The organism is Pedobacter cryoconitis, assembly GCF_014200605.1.
Classification (GTDB): Bacteria; Bacteroidota; Bacteroidia; order Sphingobacteriales; family Sphingobacteriaceae; genus Pedobacter; species Pedobacter cryoconitis_B.
In genome coordinates this window covers 192,947-209,760 of record NZ_JACHCE010000011.1, presented here as the reverse complement: position 1 = coordinate 209,760, position 16,814 = coordinate 192,947, and the positions used below count along the sequence as shown (strand labels likewise).

Annotated in this window: 9 protein-coding genes and 1 tRNA gene; 4 read left to right on the top strand and 6 right to left on the bottom strand. The window is 39.3% G+C overall.

All coding sequences use genetic code 11. The annotated features are described in order from the left end of the window. Positions 1 to 225: 225 nt before the first annotated feature. The 3 genes from HDE68_RS24535 to HDE68_RS24525 all read right to left on the bottom strand — a co-directional run bounded on the left by HDE68_RS24535 (position 226) and on the right by HDE68_RS24525 (position 4,341). Positions 226 to 1,539, bottom strand: coding sequence for a site-specific integrase (locus HDE68_RS24535; protein ID WP_183885022.1), 1,314 nt, complete (start codon positions 1,537 to 1,539; stop codon positions 226 to 228). A 248-nt stretch (positions 1,540 to 1,787) separates the two neighbouring features. Then, positions 1,788 to 1,860 (bottom strand) — tRNA-Lys (locus tag HDE68_RS24530). Between the two features lie 198 nt (positions 1,861 to 2,058). Further along, complete coding sequence (locus tag HDE68_RS24525; protein WP_183885020.1) at positions 2,059 to 4,341, bottom strand: GH92 family glycosyl hydrolase; 2,283 nt, start codon at positions 4,339 to 4,341, stop codon at positions 2,059 to 2,061. A gap of 184 nt (positions 4,342 to 4,525) precedes the next feature. Here HDE68_RS24525 and mnmA point away from each other — a divergent pair, with 184 nt between their 5' ends. Continuing rightward, a complete protein-coding gene (gene mnmA / locus HDE68_RS24520) occupies positions 4,526 to 5,617 on the top strand; it encodes a tRNA 2-thiouridine(34) synthase MnmA (RefSeq protein WP_183885018.1) in 1,092 nt (363 codons plus the stop codon). Positions 5,618 to 5,623: 6 nt separating this feature from the next. Here the strand turns inward: mnmA and HDE68_RS24515 are convergent, their stop codons facing one another. The 3 genes from HDE68_RS24515 to HDE68_RS24505 all read right to left on the bottom strand — a co-directional run bounded on the left by HDE68_RS24515 (position 5,624) and on the right by HDE68_RS24505 (position 7,944). Next, a complete protein-coding gene (locus tag HDE68_RS24515; RefSeq protein ID WP_183885016.1) occupies positions 5,624 to 6,556 on the bottom strand; it encodes a bifunctional metallophosphatase/5'-nucleotidase in 933 nt (310 codons plus the stop codon). Further along, positions 6,543 to 7,307 carry a 5'-nucleotidase C-terminal domain-containing protein gene (locus tag HDE68_RS24510; RefSeq protein WP_183885015.1) on the bottom strand — a complete coding sequence of 255 codons (765 nt, stop codon included), beginning with the start codon at positions 7,305 to 7,307 and terminating at the stop codon, positions 6,543 to 6,545. The genes HDE68_RS24515 and HDE68_RS24510 overlap by 14 nt, the downstream gene beginning before the upstream one ends. 127 nt (positions 7,308 to 7,434) lie before the next feature. Further along, complete coding sequence (locus HDE68_RS24505) at positions 7,435 to 7,944, bottom strand: glutathione peroxidase (RefSeq protein ID WP_183885013.1); 510 nt, start codon at positions 7,942 to 7,944, stop codon at positions 7,435 to 7,437. A 226-nt stretch (positions 7,945 to 8,170) separates the two neighbouring features. Between HDE68_RS24505 and topA the strand changes: the two genes are divergently transcribed. Genes topA through HDE68_RS24490 form a run of 3 tightly spaced genes read left to right on the top strand, consistent with a single transcriptional unit; the run spans position 8,171 to position 16,811 of the window. Next, a complete protein-coding gene (gene topA, locus HDE68_RS24500) occupies positions 8,171 to 10,768 on the top strand; it encodes a type I DNA topoisomerase (protein WP_183885011.1) in 2,598 nt (865 codons plus the stop codon). A gap of 3 nt (positions 10,769 to 10,771) precedes the next feature. Continuing rightward, positions 10,772 to 11,176 carry a hypothetical protein gene (locus HDE68_RS24495; RefSeq protein ID WP_183885009.1) on the top strand — a complete coding sequence of 135 codons (405 nt, stop codon included), beginning with the start codon at positions 10,772 to 10,774 and terminating at the stop codon, positions 11,174 to 11,176. Between the two features lie 55 nt (positions 11,177 to 11,231). Next, the gene (locus HDE68_RS24490) at positions 11,232 to 16,811 is read left to right on the top strand and encodes an alpha-2-macroglobulin family protein (protein ID WP_183885008.1); all 5,580 of its coding nucleotides are present in this window, start codon (positions 11,232 to 11,234) and stop codon (positions 16,809 to 16,811) included. Positions 16,812 to 16,814 lie beyond the last annotated feature (3 nt).

Genomic DNA, 16,814 nt, shown 5'->3' with positions numbered 1-16,814 from the left:
TTGGTGAGTACTCAAAATAAACCATCTGCTAAATCCCCCCGCACGGTGCGGCCTGCGGAATCCCTACGCTCAAAGGCCGTAGCTATTCCCGCTTTTGGCATTTACGGAGTAGTAGTCGTTGATTTTTATTGCTTCTCAGTTTGGGCGGTGCGAACCCGAATGCTAACCCTTGCAGGACGAAAACACGCCCAAAGACTGTTCTTTAGGCGTGTTCGCTATTGGCGATTAGATTGCTTTGTGGTACTGTTCTGGCGATAAGTTCAAATTTGGCAATGTCGCTGTTATTTTTGCTTCCATTTCTTTTATATCCACTTCAAGGCTCGTTGCAAACATTGCTCTTAGCGGAGCCATGTCTTTACCTACTTTTTCATCGAGCATTTTGGCGTAAAGCTGTGTTGTACGAATATTGGTATGTCCCATCATCTTGGAAACGCTTTCAATCGGCACTCCGTTCAGCAGGGTTACAGTTGTGGCAAAGGTGCGCTTTGCAATCCGGTTGCCCAATGTTTGGGCAACGTCTGAAAGGACAGCAATTTCTGTCAGGTATTCGTTCATCTTCTGATTGCTGGGAATTGGGAACGCCCTATCATGGTTGATACAAAATGGGTAATCTTTGTACCTGTCCAGAATCTCCCTGGCAACTGGCAACAGAGGAACTGCTACCCTTGTACCTGTCTTTTTTCTATAGCTGAATAGCCATCTTTCACCGTCAATCCCGGCACGTATCTCGGATAGTCTAAGCTTTTGGACATCAACATAAGATAGCCCCGTATAACAACTGAACAGGAAAAAGTCCCTTACCTGTGACAGTCTTGCGGTAGTAAAAACTTTATCAGCAATCCTTTGCAGTTCCTCTTTGGTCAGGTAAGTCCGTATAACGCCTTTTGATTTCAGCTTGTAGCCAAAGAAGGGGTCGCTACTGATCCACTTATTTTTCATGCAGATACGTACAATTTTTCCAAGATTTTTAAGGTGCTTACTTGCCGTGTTCGTTCCGTTGTCCTTGGAGGTATGTAGGTAGAAATCAAAGTCATCTATAAACTCATGGTTTATATGTCTGATGTTAAGGTCACTTTTCTGATATTTAAATAAGAGGTAATCTTTGACATGTCTTTCTAGTATCTCAAATCTTTTTAGCGTTCCTTCGGCATAATCTTCCTTTTCCACCAATTCCTCCATTTTTTTGTTGTGGATTTTAATGGCCTCAAGTATAGTGTGTGTGTTTTCTTCTTTGCCTAAGTATTTGCATTTAACACTATCAGCAGTTATTTTGGTTCCATCTGCACTAAGCAGGGTATGCGCTGCATAAACCTCTGCTTTCATGTTTTCCAGATAAGCATTCAGGGTTTTAACATCTTCCTTTGTGCCGTTGACTTTCCCGGCTTTTGCATTCCATCGTTCCGGCTCGCAATTCCTGCTTGTAGACATTTCCGCACGAACCCCATCCACTGTAATTCTTAAAAAGATAAAATAAACAGCACCTTTTGTGTAGTTTTTTGGCTTCTTCAAAAAGAAAAGCACGCTAAAATTAGTTTTCATAATGATAACATTAAGGTTAAACAAAAATAGCTTTGCAGTTCTATGTATACAAGATATTCAGATTATGAACTGGTTGAATATCAGACGATTAATACAAATTAGGGGAGTTTGATGAAATAAAGAACAACGCGCCTAATGACGCTCATTTTATATGCGATTTATTGCATATTTTGATATATCCCGTAAAAGCAAAAACCCTGCAAATATTTGATTTGCAGGGTTTTAGTTCTTTTTGATACTGTTGTTTGTGATCCCGCTGGGATTCGAACCCAGGACCACTACATTAAAAGTGTAATGCTCTACCAGCTGAGCTACGGAATCAATTCCTTTTTTGAAGGACTGCAAAGGTAGAAATTAAATATTAGGATACAAATCCAGATCAAAATAAAATGCCTTTAAACATCCAACAGACTGTTTTCCAACCTGATTAATTTTCTGACTTCTCGAAATCAGTTGCCATCAAACAAAAACAGGGCAGGATAATATTACCCTGCCCTGTTCAAATCAATTCATCAAACCTTATTTTGCAGGTTTGCTGCCCATATAAAATGTCAGTTTTCCTCCGTCAGTAATATCAGCATGTTTAATTGTATGTGTTGTAATCGCTTTACCATTCAATAAAACTTTTTGTACATACACATTTTTATCGCTCTGGTTAACTGCATCAACAGTAAACGTCTTACCATTCTCTAATTTTAATACTGCAGACTTTACAGCCGGGCTACCTAATGAATATTCATCAGAACCAGGTGCTACCGGGTAAAAACCTAAAGAAGAGAACATATACCAGGCACTCATCTGTCCGCAATCATCATTTCCACCTAAACCATCTGGTGCATTCTTATATTGCATTTTTAAAATCATTCTGACCCTTGATTGAGTTTTCCAGGGTTGATCTGCCCAGTTATACAAATAAGCCACATGATGTGCAGGCTCATTGCCATGAACATATCCACCTACAATTCCTTCCCTGGTAATATCTTCTGTTTCGGCAAAAAACTCATCTGGCAAATGCATAGTAAATAAAGTATCTAACCTGTTTGCAAATTTCTGCTTCCCTCCCATACGTTCAATCAGCAGTTTAGGATTTTGAGGAACAAAAAAACTATAGTTCCATGAATTTCCTTCAATAAAACCCTGATCATGCGTACTCATGACATCAAATTTTTTCTGGAAAGTACCATCAGCCATTTTAGCACGCATAAATCCTGTTGAAGTATCAAAATTATTCTCCCAGTTTCCGGAACGCTTCATGTATTCCTGGTAAATATCCTGCTTATTCAGTTTTTTAGCCAGTTGAGCAATACACCAGTCATCATAAGCATACTCTAAGGTATTTGAAATAGAAACACCGCTTTTTTCGGCAGGAATAAATCCTTTGTCGATATAATCTCCTATCCCTTCATAATCCCTGTGATTAGAAGTTGTTATACAAGCCGCTAAAGCAGCCTCAGGATCGCCATTGTAAACACCTTTAATAATTGCGTCAGTTACTACCGAAACACTGTGATAGCCACTCATACACCAGTTATCATTTGCATAATGTGACCATACTGGCAGCATCTTCAATGAACTCTGGTCATAATGCGCAAGCATTGACTTAACCATATCATTATTTCTTGAAGGCTGAATCAGGTTAAAGAAAGGATGCAAAGCACGATAAGTATCCCATAAAGAGAAAGTCGTGTAATTGGTGAAACCTTTCGCTTCATGAACTCCCTGATCTAATCCTTTATACTGACCATTTACATCTGTATAAATCGTTGGATTGATAAACGCATGATACATTGCGGTATAAAAATTCACTTTATCATCTTCAGAAGTATTCACAGTAATCTTGTTCAGCTCTTTATTCCATTCTGCTTTTGCCTGAGCTTTAACCTGCTCAAAATCCCATCCTGGTATCTCAGCACGCATGTTTTCTAAAGCATTTTCCTGACTTACCGGAGAAAGCGCAAATTTAATTTTCACTTTTTCCTGATCTTCAGTTTTAAAGTCAAAATACATTCTTATCTGTTTACCAGCAATTTCAGGAAAGTTTTTTGTCTGGTCAAATTTGCCCCAGAACCCTCTGTAAGCTTGTTTACGGTCATAGTTTTTCTGTCCGTATTTTACAAAAGGTTTAGAAAATGACATCGCAAAATAAACTGTTCTTGTTCTTGCCCAGCCATTAGTCTGGCGATAACCAGTTACCAATGAATCATTCACTACACGTATATAAGTCCATACGTTTTTGTCATCATAGTTATAAATTCCAGACATCAGATCAAGAATAATATGTGACTGATCTGATTTAGGGAAAGTATACTGATGCATTCCTACCCTTTTCGAAGCTGTTAATTCAGCAAGAATCTGATCATCGTCTAATTTAACTTTGTAATAACCAGCTTCTGCGACTTCGTTCTTATGCGAAAATGCTGAACGATAGCCGCTTTTCGGATCAGAAGCCACACCTGGGTTTAATTGTAATTTCCCTTGCGTCGGCATAATCAGAAAGTCACCCAGGTCTGAATGCCCTGTGCCACTGAAATGCGTATGGCTAAAACCAACAATTGTTTTGTCTTCGTAACGGTAACCTGCACAATACTTATAAACGTCGCCGTTATATTTGCCGTTAAGCTCATAAGAAAGCGTATCGGTTTCCGGACTTAACTGCACGGCGCCAAAAGGCACTACTGCACCGGGATAAGTGTGCCCCATTTTTTGCGTTCCGATAATTGGTTTTACGTATTTAGCAAGATCTTGCTGCGCATTGGCGAAGAAAGGAATAAATAAAACACTGTAAAATAGAAATTTCTTCATTAATTGGTCTGTTTTGGTTTGTTTTTTCAAAGTCCTAATATATTACATATATTTCATAAAGTGCTGTAACGTATATGCTATATCGTTTAATCTTAATTTTCATTTGTCTTTTTACAAGGATCTGACCTCTTAAAAAATAAATCTTTAACTAAAATCAGTTATTTTTGTCTCATATTAAAATACAATGAGTAAAAGGGGTAGAATTCTGGTAGCCATGAGTGGCGGTGTAGATAGTTCGGTAGCAGCAGTAATGTTACACGAACAAGGGTATGAAGTAATTGGCTTAACAATGAAGACCTGGGACTATGCAACATCCGGAAGTAATAGTAAAGAAACCGGTTGCTGCAGTCTTGACAGCATCAATGATGCCCGTACATTAGCAGTAAATTATGGATTTCCACATTATATATTAGACATCAGAGAAGAATTTGGTGACTATGTAATTGATAATTTTGTTGACGAATATCTTGCAGGACGTACGCCTAACCCATGTGTACTGTGCAATACCCACATCAAGTGGGAAGCATTGCTGAAACGTGCAAATAAACTGGACTGTGAATTTATCGCTACCGGTCATTATGCAAATGTCAGACAACATGAGAACGGCAGACATGTAATTTCTAAAGGACTGGACGAGAATAAAGATCAGTCTTATGTTTTATGGGGTGTTTCTCAGGAAAACCTTGCCCGTACACAATTTCCATTGGGATCTTTCGCGAAAGCTGATATCAGACAAATGGCATTGGACATGGGACAGGAAGAACTGGCAAAAAAGAGTGAGAGTTACGAGATCTGTTTTGTTCCTGAAAATGATTACCGTTCTTTCCTGAAACATAAAGTTGAAGATCTGGAAGACCGTGTTGCAGGTGGAAATTTCATCACCAGTGATGGAATGATTGTCGGACAGCATAAAGGTTATCCTTTTTATACTATCGGGCAGCGTAAAGGTTTAGGTATCGCTTTTGGCGAGCCTATGTTTGTAACCCAGATCCTTCCTGAAAGCAATACAGTAATGCTTGGAAGAGCTGAAGAGCTGGAAAGACGTGAAGCAATGGTACGTAACATTAACCTGATCAAATATGAGAATATATTGGAACCAATGGATAATGTGATTACCAAAATACGTTATAAAGATGCAGGTATGTTAAGTACCATCGTTCAGGAGAAAGACAGAATGCGCGTGGTATTTGATCACAACGTTTCTGCAATTGCTCCTGGTCAATCTGCTGTTTTCTATGAAGGAAACGACCTTTTAGGAGGCGGTTTCCTTGTCTAAATAATTTTAGCTATCCAGCTGATCTGAAATCATATAGGGTGAAGAAGTGAGTAGCTTCTTTCCTCTGTATGATTCAAAATAATAATCAATACGGCCTAAGTTTATCCCTGCGAAACCGACCTGGTTAATTGTGGTTATTCTGCCTGCCTTATTTTTAACGTCCTGCGGTTTAGCCATAAATGTATGGGTATGCCCACCGATGATTAAATCGATATGCTCATTATTCTGTGCCAGTGTCTGATCGGAGACTTTGTTATCTGAATATTTATATCCCAGGTGAGACAGACATATAATTAGATCACATTTATGCTCATTTTTCAATAAGCCTGCAACTTCATTTGCTTTTAAAACAGGATCCTGATAAATCGTATTTCCGTAGTTCTTCTCTCCTACCAGTCCTTTGAGTTCAATACCAATTCCAAAAACACCTATTTTCAAACCTCCTTTATTGAAGATCTTAAACGGTTTTGTGGATTGATGCATAATAGTATCTGAGAAATCGTAATTGCTGACCAGAATCGGAAAGTTAGCATGCGGAAGCTGTTTATAGAATCCTTCCACCCCATTATCAAAATCATGGTTCCCCATAGTTGCTGCGTCATAACCCATATCGCTCATAAGCTTTATTTCAAGCTCTCCGCCATATAAATTAAAGTAAGGTGTACCCTGAAAAATATCTCCTGCATCCAGCAATAAAACATTGGGCTGTTCAGCTCTGATCTTTTTAATCAGGGCCGATCTGCGGGCTACGCCACCAAGCCCCTGATTACGGGAACCATCCATAGGAAAAGGTTCAATCCGGCTATGCACATCGTTGGTATGTAAAATAGTCAGCTGTTTCATTCCTCCATTTGCAATAGCATCTAAAGAATGTATACTTAAAGCAGTTGCTGCTGCTGCAATACCCCCGGTTTTTATGAATTTTCTACGATTTATCATTGGTCATCCTCCCGTCTAATTTTGAACTGATCTTTTTTCCTTTTTCCTTACTCTCTTTGATATACTTAATTAATGCATCACGAATTTTAAGCCCTAATACCTTACTTGATATTGGGTCTTTAAAACTACTGATGCCGTCACCGCCACCTGCTATATAATCAGAAGTCAGAACATGATAGTTTTTTGTACGGTCAAATGATTGACCGCTGATCATCACATCAGCAGGTTTGCCTGCTATAATTTTCATGGTTAACCCACTAACCGGCTGTCCGCCTGTACGTGCGATATAATTCAGTAAAGACTCAACTTCTATCCCTTTGATTTCAAAAACAATCAATTCATTCTCAAATGGCATCAACTCAAAAACATTGGATAAGGTGATAGCGCCTAAAGGCAAATCGTTACGTAATCCGCCATTTGTACTCGGCATAGTGAAATCAATTTGCGGATCTGTTTTCCTGGCTTCGAACAGGGCAGCATCAGAAAAAAAGTTCCCTAATGAAGATTCTCCTCCAACGATTTTTTTAGTCAGCTCGTTTTCTGAATAACCCAAAACCTCATTCATTTGTGAATCAAGTTTCAATTTATAAGGCTGATAAGTGCGGATAATCGAACTGTCTGCTGCTACATCTTTCGTCACTGCATATTCTGCACGATTTGATTTAACGAGTTGATAATTGCTGCTGCATGAGCTTAAAAAAATGGAACCCAGAATAAAACTAACCGTCCTGAGTTGTACTGAATTTTGCATAGTTGTAATTAAGTTGCAAATGTAAATCAAATGCACAGCATTCAGCGGTAAAAAAAAGAGAAATCCCGGTTAAAAGATTTCTCTGAATGCTGTATAAATAGCCTTTAGGGGCTTTGTATAGCAATTGTTACAAGTTTTTAGTCAGCTCAGCGCTTAACGGGGTAACCTGAGAACGGAAACGGTGAACCAGCTCTCCTTTTTCATTAATCAGGAATTTCTCGAAATTCCATTTGATATCTCCTGTAAAATCAGAATTACTTGCTGAAGTCAGGTATTTGAAAATCGGATTAATGTCATTTCCTTTTACACTCACTTTTTCACTTAATAAAAAGGTAACGCCAAAATTCTTTTTACAGAAATCCTGTATCTCTGAATTGGTAGCCAGTTCCTGTCCGCCAAAATTACCTGCAGGAAAACCAATAAGGACTACATCCTTACCATATTTCTGATGTAATTTTTCCAGGTCTTCGTATTGAGGGGTATATCCGCATTTAGAAGCTGTGTTCACAATCAGAATCTTTTTACCCTTGAACTTCGAAAGCTTAACCTCTTTACCATCAATTGTTTTAAAGGTAAAATCGTAAATACTTTGCGGTGGTGTAAATAACAAACTGAATAAAATAAGTAGGGTGTTCATAGTTTTAAATTTTATGTTACAACGAATATAGGTACAAATTTTTTACACGTATATAATAGGAAGGTAAACTTAATCGATTCCTATCTGTAATACGCTGTATTTAAGCTTCTGGATTTAAGAAATGAGCAATATTTTCAACACCCGAATTATTCTTTTTGATATTTATTCTTGGTAGAATTTTGATTTTAGGCTTATTTATAGTTTTATTTGCAGAAAAACCTTCTAGATGGCCAAAAATTTATTAATAGTTGAATCACCTGCGAAAGCAAAAACAATAGAAGGGTATTTGGGTAAAGATTTCCTTGTTAAATCAAGTTACGGACACATCCGTGACCTCGTTAAAGGAGATATGGGAATAGATACAGAGAATGACTTCGCCCAAACCTATGAAGTACCCGCCGATAAAAAGCAGGTGGTAGCTGAACTTAAGAAATTAGCAAAGGAAGCCGAGATGGTATGGCTCGCCTCCGATGAGGACCGTGAAGGGGAAGCAATTTCCTGGCACTTATACGAAACGCTGGGACTGAAAGAAAACAAGACTAAACGTATTGTTTTTCACGAGATCACCAAGCCTGCGATTTTAAAAGCGATTGAATCTCCAAGAACAATTGATTATAACCTGGTTAATGCACAACAGGCAAGACGGGTGTTAGATCGCCTGGTAGGTTTCGAACTTTCTCCTGTATTATGGAAAAAAGTGAAACCTTCATTATCTGCCGGCCGTGTACAATCAGTAGCTGTACGTCTTATTGTAGACAGAGAACGTGAAGTAAATAAGTTTAATGCTGCCGCTGCCTATAAAATTACAGCGAGATTCAGCACAGGAAAAGCAAGGGAATTTGTGAAAGCAGAATTACCTCAGCGATTTGAACAGGAAGCAGATGCAGAGAAATTTGTACGCGACTGTATCAATGCCGGTTTTAAAATCAGCAGCCTGGAAACAAAACCTGCCAAACGTAATCCTGCGGCCCCTTTTACAACTTCGACTTTACAACAGGAAGCATCCAGGAAACTGGGATTCCCGGTATCACGTACCATGCAGGTTGCACAGCGTTTATATGAAAGTGGAAAGATCACTTACATGAGAACAGATTCTGTAAACTTATCTGAAACAGCTTTAACAGCTGCAGCAAATGAGATCAATTCTGCTTACGGACAAAAATATCATCACCCAAGAACGTATAAAACTAAATCGGCGGGTGCTCAGGAAGCGCATGAGGCCATCCGTCCTACTTACTTTGATCAGCATACCGTAACAGGAGATAGTTCTGAGCAACGTCTGTATGAGCTTATCTGGAAACGTGCTATCGCTTCTCAGATGAGCGAGGCTTTGTTTGAAAAAACTACAGCACAAATTGCAGTTAGTACACGCAGCGAAAATCTGGTAGCTGAAGGTGAAGTCATGAAATTTGATGGTTTCCTTAAAGTCTACCTGGAATCGAGTGATGATGATGACGTGGAAGAAAAAGACAATGAAAATATTCTTCCTCCATTAGCTAATGGCCAGGAACTGTCTCTAAACGTAATGAACGCAACAGAGCGTTTCTCCCGTCCACCGGCAAGATATACCGAGGCAAGCCTGGTTAAAAAACTGGAAGAGCTTGGCATTGGCCGCCCTTCAACTTATGCACCTACTATTTCAACAATCCAGAATCGTGGTTATGTAGTGAAAGAAGATCGTGATGGACGCAGCCGTTCTTTTGGTTCAATTGTGCTTGAAAACGGTCAGGTAACTAAAGATATTAAAACGGAAATAACCGGTGCAGAGAAAGCTAAATTGTTCCCTACTGATATCGGTGAAGTCGTAAATGATTTCCTGGTAGAGCATTTTAAAGGTATTGTCGATTTTAATTTCACTGCTAAAGTAGAAAAGGAATTTGATGAGATTGCCCAGGGATTACAGAACTGGACAAAAATGCTGCACGCTTTTTATACTCCTTTCCATAAAGAAGTTGAAGTTACCACTGAAACTGCTGACAGAGCGAATGGAGAACGCTTATTGGGTGTTGACCCGGTAAGTGGTAAAAATGTTTACGCTAAGGTTGGTAAATTTGGCCCTCTGGTACAAATCGGTCAGAACGATGACGAAGAAAAGCCAAAGTATGCTAGTCTGATGAAGTCTCAATCAGTTGCAACGGTTACACTTGAAGATGCTTTAGAGCAATTCAGATTACCTTTCCAGCTTGAAAATTATAAAGATAAAGAAGTTGCTGTTGGTGTTGGCCGTTTCGGACCTTATGTGAAATGGGGAGAGACTTATATCTCTATTCCTAAAAACGAAGATCCGCTAACCGTTGATCAGAGCCGCGCGATAGTTATCATTGAAGAAAAGATCACAGCCGATGCTCCCGTAGCTCACTATGAAGGCTTGCCTGTAACTAAAGGGACCGGACGTTTCGGACCGTTTATTAAATGGAATGACCTTTTTATCAATGTACCTAAAGCTTATAACTTTGATGCATTATCTGATAGTGATATCGCTGAACTGATTTCTAAAAAGGTAGAGAAAGAAGCCAACAGATTTATTCAGCAATGGACTGCAGATAAAATAGCAATCGAAAATGGCAGATGGGGACCTTTCATCCGTTTTGGAAAAGATATGCTTAAACTGGGTAAAAACCCTGCTACCTCAGAAAAATACACACCAGAAGACCTTGCTGTACTTTCTTTGGAAGAGGTTAAAAAACTAATTGTTGAACAGGTACCAAATGCTTTTGAGCCAAAGGCGACGAAGAAAAAGGCGGCTGGTACTAAAGCTGCCGGAACTAAAAGTGCAGCAGCTAAAGCTCCTGCAAAGAAAAAAGCCCCAGTAAAAAAGAAATAAAATATGAAGAAAGACCTGCCGGAAAATATAGTAGAAGACCTTGCGATGGCAGTCGTGCTGATCAGTGAAACACCAGAAGTTAAAAACTGGACAGTTTATCTGATCAATTTGAAAAATGTGCAAATTGACAATGTGCTGATCAGCTCTAAAGGATATGGTGAAAAGGATGGCAGATTAGTGAAAACTTCCATATTACGCCATTTTTTAGGCGATATTCCTGCTAACTCTTTTAAAGGAGTTGAGGCTATAGACACAGAGGTTTTTGGATTGACCAATGAATATTGGCTGAGTTATTACATTGACGGTACGATATATGATAAAAAATTCATCTTTCTGCCAGAAAGTATAGTGGACGATAATCTGATAAGAATCCCGCTGATTAATAAACCAGGCGTAATGATTAAATAGATTTCCAGTTCAATAATTTTTCGTATTTTCCCTCACATCACTTTGTCATGGAAATATGAATACTGAACAAAACGTCTTCTTCAAAAATAAAAAATCAATATTAATTGGTTCAATTGCAGCTATTCTGATAGGAATAGCTGCTTTTTTTATTTTCAAAAAACATAAGCTATCCGGAAATCAACAGGCTTATGCTAAATATATTGAGGGATATACTTCTGGTACCATCTCTAAAAAGAGCTTTATCAGGGTCCAGCTTGCCAGTCAGGTGAAAACGATGGGCGAAATTGGCAAACCTGATGAACGGAGTTTATTCAGCTTCTCCCCTGCTGTGAAAGGAAAAACTTTTTGGATTGATGCCCAAACGGTAGAGTTCAGACCTGAGGAGAAACTAGAATCCGGAAAAACCTATACAGCTACTTTTAATCTGGGTAAAGTAACCGAAACAGAGAAAGATCTGGAAGATTTTGATTTTGAATTCAGGGTCATTAATCCCGGACTGGTCTTAAATCAGCATGGATTAATTTCCCAAAATAATACCTCTTTAGCTTATATGAAGCTGACTGGTGAAATCAGTACAGCCGACGAAGAAGATCCTAAATTATTGGAAAAGTGTCTGGAGCTGGATTTTAATCAGCATCTAAAAATTAAATGGCAGCATAACCCTCAGAAAAACACTTCTACTTTCCTGATTGATAGTATCAGGAAAACATCAAATGAAGAGAAACTTAATCTTAAGTGGTCTGGTGATCCTATAGATGCCAAAAATAAAGGGGAAGAGAAATTAATTGTACCTGCTAATGGTGTATTTAAAGTACTGGCTACAAAAGCAGTACAGAATCTGGAAGATTATGCATTGGTACAGTTTTCCGAACCTGTAGGCATAGGACAGGATTTAACAGGTTTGATTACACTGGGTAACGGTTCTGATTTAAGGTATACCATCGACGGTAGTCAGGTCAAAATTTACACGCCCGAACCGCTGCTTGGAAATTATACCTTAACGGTAAACAAAGGTGTTGTCAACAGCAATGAACGCACATTGACCGCAAGTACGACAGCAAATATTGTATTTGAGAATAAGTTGCCCACGGTGACCATTGCAGGAAGTGGTACAATACTTCCAAATTCAGGAAAACTGGTCCTGCCTTTTGAAGCCGTTAACCTGAAAGCTGTCGATGTCACGATTATTAAAGTATATGAAAATAATATCCCACAATTTTTCCAGAACAATAACTATAAGGAAGCAAATGAATTAAGACGGGTTGGTAAACCTCTGCTACAGAAAAAAATCCGTCTGGATGAAGACAAAACACTCAATCTTCATAAGAAAAACAGGTTTGTACTTGATTTAGATAAGATCATTAAAGCTGAACCCGGTGCGATGTACAGGGTTACATTCAGTTTCCGCCAGGCTTATAATATACTGGATTGTGCACAGGGTGTTAAAGAAAAATCAGAAACTGAGGATAGCGAAGATGGATATTATGGAGAAAAGATAGATGAAGATGATGATTTCTGGCAGACCTATAATAACTATTATGGAGCAGGTTATAACTGGAGCGATAAAGATAACCCCTGTACCCCATCCTATTATACAAGTGATAAATTTGCCAGCAGAAATCTTTTGGTTTCCAATATCGGGCTCATTGCCAAAAGAGGAAATGATAATAGTATGCTGGTCGTTGCTACTGACCTGCTTACTACTAAAGGTTTGAGTGGTGTTACACTGGAATTATTAGATTATCAGCGCCAGGTTATTCATACCGTAAAAACTGACGGCGATGGTATGGCTTCTTTCGACTTGAAAAGAAAACCTTTTCTGCTTGTTGCCAAAAATGGAGACGAACGGGGATATCTTAAACTTGATGATGGAAATTCTCTGCCCCTGAGCCGTTTTGACGTGAGTGGTGATGTAGTTCAAAATGGTTTGAAAGGATTGATTTATGGAGAACGCGGTGTTTGGAGACCGGGAGATTCACTCTTCTTATCTTTTATACTGGAAGATAAACTCAAAAAACTCCCTGCTGCTTATCCGGTTACCTTTGAACTATATAATCCACAGGGACAACTGGTTAAGAAAACCATCAGCGGTGCTGCTTTAAATGGATTTTATGCCTTCAAAACAGCCACAGAAAGTACTGCACCGACAGGAAACTGGACGGCTAAGGTAAAAGCTGGTGGAGCCCTGTTTCAAAAAACAATCAAAATTGAAACCGTTATGCCTAACAGGCTGAAGATTGGTTTTGATATTGGCAGCCGCAAATATTTGGGTACAGGTGCAACAGCTACTGCCACCCTTTCTGCAAACTGGCTATTTGGTGCAGTTGGGAAAAACCTGAAAGCCAAAGTGGATGTAAACCTTAATACAATGAAAACGACATTCCCTGGTTTTGATGGTTACAATTTTGATAATCCGACTGTAAATTTCGTCTCACAGGTCAAGACCATATTTGAAGGCAGGTTAAATGAAAGCGGAATGGCAGCTGTGAATACAAATCTGAATGATAATGCGACTGCACCAGGTGTGTTAAAAGCTAATTTTACGACCAAAGTATTTGAGGCCGGAGGAAATTTCAGTATTGATAATTTTTCTATCCCCTACCATGTATTTACCAATTACTATGGTATCAAGGCACCAGAAGGAGAAAAACTAAGTGGAATGCTGATGACCGGTAAAGATCATAACTTCTCTATCGTGAACGTAAACCGGGATGGTAAACTACTGAGCGGTTCTAAAACCGTTCAGGTAGAATTGTATAAAGTACAATGGCGCTGGTGGTGGGAACAGGATACACAAAATTCTTTCGCCAATTTCACGCAGAATGAATATAATAAGTTAATTCAGAAAGAAAATGTGGTTTTGCAAAATGGTAAGGGCAACTGGACCTTACGCATCAATGAACCTGAATGGGGACGTTACCTTGTGCTGGTCCGTGATTTAAATGGTGGCCATGTAACGGGAAAATCTGTTTATGCAGACTGGCCGGGATGGGCACAGCGCGAACAATCTTCCAATCCTACAGAAGCTTCTATGCTTTCCTTCACAGCTAATAAAACTAAATTCAATGTAGGCGAAGAGGTCGTGTTAACTATACCAACCGGTGAAAATGGAAGAGCTTTAATTTCTATTGAGAATGGCAGCCGGGTATTAAAAACCTATTGGACAGATACTAAAAAGGGACAGACTCAGTTTAAATTCAAAGCAGAGAAAAACATGGCCCCTAACGTATTTGCCAATGTGACTTTATTACAGCCGCATGCGCAAACAGTGAATGATCTTCCGATAAGGATGTATGGCGCGATTCCTTTAATTATTGAAGATCCTGAAACGATATTAAAGCCTGTGATTAAAATGGCTGACAAAATTAAGCCGGAGACAGAAAACACAATTACTGTTTCTGAGCAGAATGGAAAAGCAATGACTTATACAATTGCGCTTGTAGATGAAGGATTATTAGATTTAACGCGATTTAAAACACCCGATCCACATGCAGTATTCTACGCACGTGAAGGTCTTGGTGTAAAAACATGGGATCTTTTTGACTATGTATTAGGCGCATGGGGTGGGAATCTGGAACGTATCTTAAGTATTGGGGGTGATGGCAGTGTAAACCGTAATCTGAATCCGGCTAAGGCAAACAGGTTTACCGCTGTGGTGAAATACATGGGACCTTTTGCTTTGGGAAAAGGTGGCAGTCAAACACACAAATTTAAATTACCACAATATATTGGTGCTGTACGGGCAATGGTTATTGCCGGACAAGACGGGGCTTATGGTGCTGCTGAAAAATCTGTTCAGGTGAAAAAACCATTAATGGTCCTGGCTACTCTGCCAAGAGTAATCGGACCGGGAGAGAGTTTCATTTTACCAGTCACTGTATTTGCAACAGAGAAAAACCTTAAAAATGTTGCTGTACAACTGCAAACACAGAATTTGCAGGTCTCAGGACTTAAAACCAGACAACTGACTTATGCACAACCGGGCGAACAAATGGCTTATTTTGAAGTCACGGTACCACAGATGACAGGAATTGCTAAAGTAAAAATTGTAGCACAAAGCGGTGCTGAAAAAGCAGTGTATGACCTTGAAGTTGATATCAGAAATCCGAATCCTTACGTGACGAATGTAATTTCTGCAATTATTCAGCCTGGACAAAGCTGGACAACAAATTATCTGCCCTTAGGTATAGCAGGAAGTAATTCTGGCAGTGTAGAATTATCCGCTATCCCTCCTGTTAATCTTAAAAAAAGATTGGGTTATTTAATGCAGTACCCTCATGGCTGTGTAGAGCAAACCACTTCTGCTGTTTTTCCGCAATTGTTCCTGAATAAATTAAGCCCGCTGACTGAACAGCAGAAAGCTCAGACAGACAGAAATATCAAAGCTGGAATTAACCGGTTACGCTCTTTCCAAACCCCTGAAGGTGGATTGGCTTACTGGCCTGGTGAGCCTGCGGCTGATGAATGGGGAACAAATTATGCAGGTCATTTCCTGGTAGAAGCTCAAAACAGCGGCTATAATATTCCGGTAGGCATGCTGGATGAGGTATTACGTTATCTTAAAGGTAAAGCGGGCAGCTGGGTTCCTAACAGCAATAATTTTTATGGTGGTGATCTTTCACAAGCTTACCGTCTGTATGTTTTAGCGCTTGCCCGTAAACCGGAAATGGCAGCAATGAACAGATTACGTGCATTTGAATATTTATCAGTTAGTGCTAAATGGCGGCTTGCAGCGGCTTATCAGCTTGCAGGACAAGCATCTGCCGCAAATGCACTGATTAAAGGCCTGGATGTCACCATTAAACCTTATACCCAGCTGGGGGGCACTTATGGTTCTGACAGCCGTGATGAAGCCATGATCCTGGAGACTTTAACATTGATGGGACAAAAAGGAAAAGCAGCACAGGTTCTACAAACACTGGCAGCAAAATTGGGTACAGATTCATGGTACAGTACACAAACTACTGCTTATAGCTTATTGGCTGTGGCTAAATTCTGCGGACAGAATTCTGCTTCTGCTAAATTAAATTATACTTATCAGCTGGACGGCAAAAAAGGAGCATTCAATGGCAATCAGTATTTAAGCAGTTTACCTATTAATTTCAAGGGGAAAACAGCAATATTAACCAATCATGGACAGACTGTACTTTTCGCCAGGTTAATACTGGATGGACAACCAGCTGCTGGTCAGAATAACTTTAAACCTAATAATCCTGATATACTGGATATGTCTGTAAGCTATAAATTACTGAATGGAAAACCAATAGATCCTTCTGTGTTAAAACAAGGTTTAGATTTCTATGCGGAAGTGGTCTTGAAAAACCCCGGTAAAATGGGCTTGTATGAACAGATGGCGCTTACACAAATATTCCCCTCTGGCTGGGAAATTATCAATACCAGAGTAAATGATAATGAAAGTATCATTGCTTCATCTCCTTATACTTACAGAGATGTGAGAGATGATCGTGTATTTACCTATTTTAATTTGAGGGAGAATGAAACTGTAACTTATAAAGTATTGCTGAATGCTTCTTATATTGGTAAATATTATCTTTCAGCAATTCAATGCGAGGCCATGTACAACAATACAATTAGTGCGACCCAAGATGGGAAATGGGTGCAGGTGATTAAATAAAAA

What these genes read in the sequence shown, in the direction of transcription:
- HDE68_RS24490 (WP_183885008.1), top strand. Translation starts at nt 11,232, where the DNA reads ATGAATACTGAACAAAACGTCTTCTTCAAAAATAAAAAATCAATATTA.
- mnmA (WP_183885018.1), top strand. Translation starts at nt 4,526, where the DNA reads ATGAGTAAAAGGGGTAGAATTCTGGTAGCCATGAGTGGCGGTGTAGAT.
- HDE68_RS24535 (WP_183885022.1), bottom strand. Translation starts at nt 1,539, where the DNA reads ATGAAAACTAATTTTAGCGTGCTTTTCTTTTTGAAGAAGCCAAAAAAC.
- HDE68_RS24505 (WP_183885013.1), bottom strand. Translation starts at nt 7,944, where the DNA reads ATGAACACCCTACTTATTTTATTCAGTTTGTTATTTACACCACCGCAA.
- HDE68_RS24525 (WP_183885020.1), bottom strand. Translation starts at nt 4,341, where the DNA reads ATGAAGAAATTTCTATTTTACAGTGTTTTATTTATTCCTTTCTTCGCC.
- HDE68_RS24495 (WP_183885009.1), top strand. Translation starts at nt 10,772, where the DNA reads ATGAAGAAAGACCTGCCGGAAAATATAGTAGAAGACCTTGCGATGGCA.
- topA (WP_183885011.1), top strand. Translation starts at nt 8,171, where the DNA reads ATGGCCAAAAATTTATTAATAGTTGAATCACCTGCGAAAGCAAAAACA.
- HDE68_RS24515 (WP_183885016.1), bottom strand. Translation starts at nt 6,556, where the DNA reads ATGATAAATCGTAGAAAATTCATAAAAACCGGGGGTATTGCAGCAGCA.
- HDE68_RS24510 (WP_183885015.1), bottom strand. Translation starts at nt 7,307, where the DNA reads ATGCAAAATTCAGTACAACTCAGGACGGTTAGTTTTATTCTGGGTTCC.